Below are 7,000 nucleotides of genomic sequence, written 5' to 3'. Positions count from 1 at the left end.
ACCATCTAAATATCGTTTCACCGCTTGGATTTTTTCTTTTGAAGAAAATTTAGCCATAAAAAATGCACCTCCAATTGTTAGACTGTGTCTAACAATTGGGGTGCACTTCAATATAGACTAAGGCTTTTTTATTAACCTCAAAAATACCCTTACCCAGTATTTTTATTTTCGACAAAAAATAGCCGGGGGTATATTTCACTATCTCATCGTTAAAAGTTTGCTCTTCGCATTTATAGGAATATTTGCAACCTCAATCTCTTCAATCGATTCACCGTAACGTCCTTTTGCAAAAACCTTTAATGCTTCATCTCTCTTTAACATATGCTTAACCGTTTTCTTTATTTTCTGCTCTCTACCACGTTCATCGAATGCAATAAATTCATATTCATACCACTCATCACCAATATGCTGACCAATTGTATTCACAACCGTATAGTATTCTTTCGTCTTATAAAATGGATTATATTTATCGATAACCGGTCCAAGTTTCGTAGGCAGTAACATTACTACTATCACTATCATCGCTATTATAGTAGTGATCATTTTTTTCCTCATAATAAACATTCCTCCTCTGCAGGATATATATACATCCATTTTAAAAAGGGGGAATAAAATCTACTATTGAATCTCATTACATTACACTTACATTTTTGTAAGAATTAAAAAAGGTGAACGAATTTACTCGTTCACCTTTTAGCTTGCTTTAAAGCCACCGCCAAGTACATCACGTACATCATGTATAACAACGAAAGCATCTTCATCTACCCGGCTAATAACTTGTTTTAACTTAACAAGCTCTTGTTTATTAATAACAACATATAAAACTTCTTTATTTTTACCAGTATATCCGCCGCGCCCTTCTAATACAGTAACACCGCGTGTCATATTTTTCGTAATAGTTTCACGAATTAAGTCTGGTTGATTCGAAATAATCGTAACAGCCGTTTTTGTGTCCATTCCTTCTACAATGAAATCAATCACCTTCGCTCCAATGAACACAGCTACAAGTGTATACATTGCCTTTTCTTGCCCTATTATAAATACTGAACCAGCAATTACAACAATATCAATAATTAGTACGCCTTTACCTACACTCCAACCTAAATATTGATTTGCTAACTGAGCTAAGATTGCCGATCCTCCCGATGTACCTCCAGCTTTGAACATACAGCCTAATCCAATACCCACAAATAAACCAGCAAATAAAGCTGCTAATAATGTATCACTATTTACATGATACTCAATATGTTCTGTAACGTATAAAAACAAAGATGTTTCTACAATCCCTAAAATTGTATAAATCATTGTTTTCTTATCAAAAAATTTATAACCAATAGCTAGTAAAATTGCATTTATAGCAAAATTCACAATCCCTGGTGACCAATCAAATAAGTAGTACGTAACAACCGTTAAACCAATAATTCCACCTTCCGATAAACGGTTTGGAATTGCAAAGTAATTAATACCAATTGCGAATAATAATGAACCAATTGTAATTAGTGTTATTTCCTTTATACGTTGATTAACCATAGTTCATACCCTCCCCCCATTTGACATTGTATCACTATCTCCTAGAGGTTTAGAAGTGGTTTTTATTCCGCATTTTCCCTCTTAAAAATTGAAATATTATGTTTAAACAGAGGGTTGATTAATTATTCATATTTGCTCTAACTGCATGGATAAATTGCTCCACATTCCCTTTCTGAATATGCTTAGCGCGAATGGTTTCATGATTATAAGTAAACTCAAAGTACGAATGAAAATCTATGCTATCTATATGCAAATATGAGTACTCTTTAAATGTTGAAGGATAGTACGGAAATTTCCCGTAAAAAAGGAGACGTCTAGTAGTGGCAACAAAAATTCCATGTTGATAACATAACATGAAATTATCCTTCTCAAAGATCCCTACCACAAAAGCCAGAATCTTTTCATCATCATCTACATACTTTTTCATACTCGATAAAAGTTCATTCATGCATATTCCTCCAAATTCTATTCATTGCATTAACACTTGAAAAGAATCCATGGATTATTACAAACCGGTTTAACTCCTTTATAAAGTATGAAACGCGTTTCCTGTCAAAGATATTTCAAAAAAATAATCCGTTATGCGATTATACACATAACGGATTAAGATTAAACTGTAGAGCGTTCCACAAGTCCGTATGGAATTTCCAGCTTTTCTTGTTTAGAACTCTCGTCATTCACTTTTCTATGCAACATTTCAAAAGCAGTTTTCCCTATCTCCTTTAAATTTTGATCAATAGTTGTCAATTGTAACACTTGCGAGATAGGTTGATTATCAAAGCCAATAATCGCTAAATCCTCAGGAACTTGAATCCCTAGTTTTTCAACCTCTGTCATAACCCCAATCGCAACTTCATCACCTGCTACTATTAATGCTTCAGGAAGATCCTGTATCTCTTTTAACTTATGAGCCACTTTTACACCATCTTCTAGTGTAAAACATTCTGTAAAAATCCATTCTTCATTAACCTCTTCGTCTATAGATTGCAATCGCTGTTTATAAACATCAAAACGCTTTTGACTACTCGGCCCTAATTTTCTTCCCGTACAATAACCAATTTTTTTATAACCTTTCTCAATCAAATAATCCATTCCTAATTGAAAGGCCGCTGAATGATTCGTATATACACTTGAGATGTTTGAAATATCATTATCTTCACAAGCAATTATTGTGCCGTAAGAAGCATACGGTTCTATCGTTTCCCAATCATTTGCACGTGAACAAATAATAAGACCATCCAATTGTTTTGTTTTTAACATATGTAAACTTTTCATTTCTTCTTTTTTATTATAATTCGTTTGGCAAAGTAACACTCTGTAATTATGAGTTAACGCAATCTCCATCATTCCGCTCACCATCGCATCAAAACACGGATGATTAATATACGGTAAAATCACACCAACAATATTCGTCTTTCCTTTTGATAAATGAACAGCATTTGCGTTTTGCGAGTAATTCAATTTCTCAACTATCTCTATAACCGCTTTCCTTTTTTCTTCACTTACATATGGGTGATCATTCAACACTCTCGAAACAGTCGTAACTGAAACTCCCGCTATCTTTGCTATATCTTTAATATTAGCCATACACTCACCTCTATCTTTAACTTAATGAATCTCATGAACATATGTCAAATCTTCTTATCATTACACCTTCATTCGTTTCTCTTACAAAAGTGTAATTTTTCTGTAAGCTAATTCGATAGTGACTTTCCGCAACATTTCATACAATTAAGTCAGAAACAAGGTAACAACCATTCGAAAAGGAGCGGATTAATATGATGAACAAAATGAAAACGAACAATTTCTTACATACAATGGGCATGGTATTTTCCGCTCTTATCGACGCAAAAGCTGTTGCTTCTACATTAAACAAGTAAGGAGAATATATTATAAATAACATCACTTTTAACAAATTAGATTTTTTAGGACTAGCTAGTGGCTCTCTTCTTCTTACTGCTTTTATTTACGCCGCTACGCTTGTATAACTTTGTGTCCCCTTTCCCCTTTATTATAAATAGTAATAGAAAAGACGACCGTCTATGCCCGGTCGTCTTTTCTTATTTTTGATTTGATTGCAAAGCTTCTTTTAACTCCTCAAACTTCTCATTTAATTGATCTGTCATCATTTTCATAGCGGTTTTTCGATCTATTTGTTCTCCAGCCTCAATTTGAATCGGATCTCCAAAAATCAATTGTGCCTTTTTCCCCTTTATTAATTCTTTTACACTTGATGGACCAACATAAGCTGCCGGCACTAAAGGTACATTAGAACGCATCGCAATTGTCACAGCACCCGCTTTTAATGAAACATCTTCCGCTGATCTCGTTCCACTCGGAAAAATCCCTACTACCTTTCCTTCTTTTAATAAACGTGATGGAATTTTAAGTGTACTCGGTCCCGGATTCGCGCGATCTACAGGGAATGCATTTACATTTTTAAAGAACCAATTTTTGAATTTCCCTTCAAATAATTCTTTTTTTGCCATGTAATGAATCTCTGTTGGGTACATCCCTGTAGCTAACATTAATACATCCATAAAACTTGTATGTGTACACGCAACAACATACGGACCACCTTCTGGTAGCTTTTCTCTTCCTTGCACTTCTACTTTCCCAGCTGTTTTAAATATATATTTCAACAAAAATGTAATTGGTTTATACATTTATTTCGTTCCTTTCTAAACATCCGAAGTATAATCATATTCTTACAATGATTATAACACTAAGTTTTAGGAGTTGGTAATAAAAATAAGTATGAATTGTTAAATTTCAATTCTTACAAAAGTGTAATTTTCTTGTAAGCTAATTCGATAGTTACTTCTCACTATATTTCATACAATTAAGTCAGAAACAGGGCAACAACTATTCGAAAAGGAGTCGATTGATATGATGAACAATATGAAAACGAACAATTTCTTAAATACAATGGGCATGGTATTATCAGCTCTTTTCGACGCAAAAGCTGTTGCTTATACATTAAACAAGTAAGGAGAACTCATTATGAATAACATCACTTTTAACAAATTAGACTTTTTAGGATTAGCTAGCGGCTCTCTTCTTCTTACTGCTTTTATTTACGCTGCTACGCTTGTATAACTTTGTGTCCCCTTTCCCCTTTATATAGAAAAAGACGACCGTCTATGCCCGGTCGTCTTTTTAATTTTTTCTTTCTTTCAATTCTTTTAAAAGCTGTATCAGCTCAGCTTGTTGTTTTATCTTTTTACGACCATTTCGATTAATTGCTGCAAGCTCACAGGCAACTCCCACGGCGAAGAAAAACAATAAACTTTCTAACATGTAAAATCCTCCATTTGCCTATTAAACAGCTTGACGTAATTGTTCTTCTTGTAAAACTCTCTTATTTATATTTTCTTCTTTTCTCTGACAAACGTTATTGCGAATAAGCGCTGCAATAACAAGTACAGTCCCTATAATATCAAACATTGTGATTTGATACCCTTGCATCATCATAATAGCTAAAGTCGTAATTGGTACAAAATTAATAAATAAAATCCCATTAATGGATGATAAAATTTTCACACCATAGTTCCAAGCAAGTAGCGCTACAATACCTGGCAATGTCATCATAAATAACAAATCATATTTCACAATAGAAATCGTTCCCATACTCGGAACTGAAATATATCCAAGCGACGTAATAATTACCGTTATAATCGCTGTAACAGTCGTACCGAATACACACGTCAACGTAGAATAACGTAATGTTGACCAATCACTACAAGTTTGACCACCCATCGTATAAATAACCCAGCCTACAACACCAATAAATATAAATGCTAATGGGAACATATTATCTTTCAATGTTACAAAGAAACTCATGTCACCTTTTGTAATAACAAACACAGCTCCTACAAAAGCAATAACCATACTCGTTATCATATACTTCTTCGGTTTTATATGCTTATATCCCCATAAAATACAAATAGAAATCATCGGCATAAGTGCTTCCATAATGGAAGCTACCATTACACCCGACTTACCCATCAACATTTGCCCTAAAAATATGAGGACATTATATACTGTAAATGCCATCGTTCCAAAAAAGACGAGTAACTTTCCTCTTCCCTCTAAACGAAATGCCTGTTTTCCTTCTTTCATTAACAACAATACAATCAGCATTATCGCCACTGCTCCATAGCGAATAAGCGAAAAATAAAATGGATCTATGTATTCTAGCGCATGATCAGCAACTGGAAACATCGCTCCCCATGACATACTCGCAATTAAACACGCTAAAGCCCCTATTATCATTTGACCTCTCCTCACCGCAATCCCCCGTTTCTTTCTATTTGCACAAAGAGAATTGTAAAAGAAAAAATATATCACGTAAAATGATTCAAAATGATGTTAACTATCATTTATAATGATAGTTAACATCAAGGGGGATTACAAAATGGAATTACGAGACTTACAAATCTTTAAAAGCGTTGCCGATCAGGGGAGTGTAAGTAGCGCAGCAAAGGAATTAAATTATGTACAATCAAATGTAACTGCACGTATTAAACAACTAGAAAACGAATTAAAAACCCCACTCTTTTACCGCCATAAACGAGGAATGACTTTAACAGCTGAAGGAAGAAAAATGCTCGTTTATGTTAGTAAAATTTTGCAAGATGTCGACGAACTAAAACAAGTATTTTTGGATAGCGAAACACCTTCTGGTATATTAAAAATCGGTACAGTCGAAACAGTAAGTACACTGCCTACCATTTTATCTTCTTACTATAAAAGCTATCCGAATGTCGATTTATCATTACAAGCGGGTCTAACAGAAGAATTAATTAGAGAAGTACTTGATCATCAATTAGATGGCGCCTTTATATCAGGTCCTATTAAACATTCACTAATCGAACAATACGATGTTAGTACAGAGAAATTAATGCTTATAACACAAAATAAAGCCTTTCATATAGAAGAATTTACAACAACGCCTCTACTCGTTTTTAACCAAGGATGTGGATACCGCTCCAAACTAGAACGTTGGCTTAAAGATGAAGGTTTGCTACCAAAAAGAATTATGGAATTCAATATATTAGAGACAATATTAAACAGTGTTGCACTCGGTCTCGGAATTACACTCGTACCACAGTCTGCTGTCCATCATCTTTCTAAAGCAGGTAAGGTACATTGTCATGCAATCCCTGAAAAATACGGCAGTATTTCAACGGTTTTCATACGCCGTAAAGATAGCTATATGACAAATTCAATGCGTAGTTTTTTAAAAACAATTGAAGACCATCATCATATCAATATGCTGTGAAAGACATTCTTACATGAATGTCTTTTTTTCTTACAAAAGTGTAAGTCTTTCGTAAGCTAATTCGATAGTTGCAAGTAGCCATATTCCCTATAATTAAGACATAAGCAGGGCAACAACAATTCGAAAAGGAGCGGATACGCATGATGAACAATATGAAATCAAATAAATTTTTAAATACAATGGGCA

General features: G+C 34.0%; 10 protein-coding genes. 3 read left to right on the top strand and 7 right to left on the bottom strand.

The window, feature by feature from the left end:
• Positions 1–198: 198 nt before the first annotated feature.
• The 4 genes from ACTFRH_RS29330 to ACTFRH_RS29315 all read right to left on the bottom strand — a co-directional run bounded on the left by ACTFRH_RS29330 (position 199) and on the right by ACTFRH_RS29315 (position 3,117).
• Positions 199–555, bottom strand: coding sequence for a YxeA family protein (locus ACTFRH_RS29330; RefSeq protein ID WP_001227798.1), 357 nt, complete (start codon positions 553–555; stop codon positions 199–201).
• A gap of 138 nt (positions 556–693) precedes the next feature.
• Positions 694–1,530 carry a YitT family protein gene (locus ACTFRH_RS29325; protein WP_000248039.1) on the bottom strand — a complete coding sequence of 279 codons (837 nt, stop codon included), beginning with the start codon at positions 1,528–1,530 and terminating at the stop codon, positions 694–696.
• Between the two features lie 118 nt (positions 1,531–1,648).
• On the bottom strand, positions 1,649–1,978 hold the full coding sequence (locus ACTFRH_RS29320; protein WP_001004247.1) for a PH domain-containing protein: 330 nt from the start codon (positions 1,976–1,978) through the stop codon (positions 1,649–1,651).
• A gap of 161 nt (positions 1,979–2,139) precedes the next feature.
• Positions 2,140–3,117 carry a LacI family DNA-binding transcriptional regulator gene (locus tag ACTFRH_RS29315; protein ID WP_001273891.1) on the bottom strand — a complete coding sequence of 326 codons (978 nt, stop codon included), beginning with the start codon at positions 3,115–3,117 and terminating at the stop codon, positions 2,140–2,142.
• A gap of 305 nt (positions 3,118–3,422) precedes the next feature.
• Between ACTFRH_RS29315 and ACTFRH_RS29310 the strand changes: the two genes are divergently transcribed.
• Positions 3,423–3,518: a DUF3948 family protein gene (locus tag ACTFRH_RS29310; RefSeq protein ID WP_001060007.1), complete on the top strand. Its 96-nt coding sequence runs from the start codon at positions 3,423–3,425 to the stop codon at positions 3,516–3,518.
• Between the two features lie 72 nt (positions 3,519–3,590).
• Here the strand turns inward: ACTFRH_RS29310 and ACTFRH_RS29305 are convergent, their stop codons facing one another.
• A complete protein-coding gene (locus ACTFRH_RS29305; RefSeq protein ID WP_000277769.1) occupies positions 3,591–4,196 on the bottom strand; it encodes a lysophospholipid acyltransferase family protein in 606 nt (201 codons plus the stop codon).
• A 337-nt stretch (positions 4,197–4,533) separates the two neighbouring features.
• Here ACTFRH_RS29305 and ACTFRH_RS29300 point away from each other — a divergent pair, with 337 nt between their 5' ends.
• A complete protein-coding gene (locus tag ACTFRH_RS29300) occupies positions 4,534–4,629 on the top strand; it encodes a DUF3948 family protein (RefSeq protein ID WP_001060007.1) in 96 nt (31 codons plus the stop codon).
• A gap of 60 nt (positions 4,630–4,689) precedes the next feature.
• On the opposite strand, the gene ACTFRH_RS29295 is transcribed toward ACTFRH_RS29300, so the two are convergent.
• Complete coding sequence (locus tag ACTFRH_RS29295; protein WP_000894065.1) at positions 4,690–4,830, bottom strand: YrzO family protein; 141 nt, start codon at positions 4,828–4,830, stop codon at positions 4,690–4,692.
• Between the two features lie 21 nt (positions 4,831–4,851).
• A complete protein-coding gene (locus ACTFRH_RS29290) occupies positions 4,852–5,820 on the bottom strand; it encodes a DMT family transporter (protein ID WP_016119004.1) in 969 nt (322 codons plus the stop codon).
• A gap of 127 nt (positions 5,821–5,947) precedes the next feature.
• Between ACTFRH_RS29290 and ACTFRH_RS29285 the strand changes: the two genes are divergently transcribed.
• Entirely contained in the window at positions 5,948–6,814 is an 867-nt protein-coding gene (locus tag ACTFRH_RS29285) for a LysR family transcriptional regulator (protein WP_000423036.1), read from the top strand.
• Positions 6,815–7,000 lie beyond the last annotated feature (186 nt).

Origin of the sequence: Bacillus cereus group sp. MYBK216-1 (assembly GCF_051916495.1) — a bacterium.
Lineage (GTDB): Bacteria > Bacillota > Bacilli > Bacillales > Bacillaceae_G > Bacillus_A > Bacillus_A thuringiensis_K.
Note: the sequence above shows the minus strand (reverse complement) of the source record. Positions and strands in the feature narration are given on the sequence as shown.